At 34.7% G+C, this 357-nt stretch carries 1 pseudogene; it reads right to left on the minus strand.

From position 1 onward, the window contains the following. Positions 1-290 (minus strand): annotated as a pseudogene (locus FHK88_RS03720) (hypothetical protein); the annotation flags it as partial. Between the last annotated feature and the right edge of the window lie 67 nt (positions 291-357).

Below are 357 nucleotides of genomic sequence, written 5' to 3' on the forward strand. Positions count from 1 at the left end.
TCTTTAAGCTGGTCGTTAAGTGCAAAAAGGTTTTCTAAATTTTTATCATTGTCATCATCGGGAAGTAAAATAACAGCTTCACGAATTGGAGTAGATTTAGCTTGCATTTTTTGTCCTACGGTTTCAAAATATTTCTTTTCAATTTCATTCCGGACATCTTTAATTTTTGAATCCACAATATGAATATTTGGGACTTGTCCCTGGATTAAATATTTAGGCTCAATTTCTCGAGTATTGTGCTTTTCTGAAGAGCCTGTTATAGGCTTAATTTTTATACAAGATTTTGTCATACTTACATTTTTTTTCGTAGAAAAAACCCCTCGGGGGAGCCTTCGGAGAACCCACAACCCTTAAGGG

Source organism: Psychrobacter sp. I-STPA6b, from assembly GCF_020662265.1.
Classification (GTDB): Bacteria; Pseudomonadota; Gammaproteobacteria; order Pseudomonadales; family Moraxellaceae; genus Psychrobacter.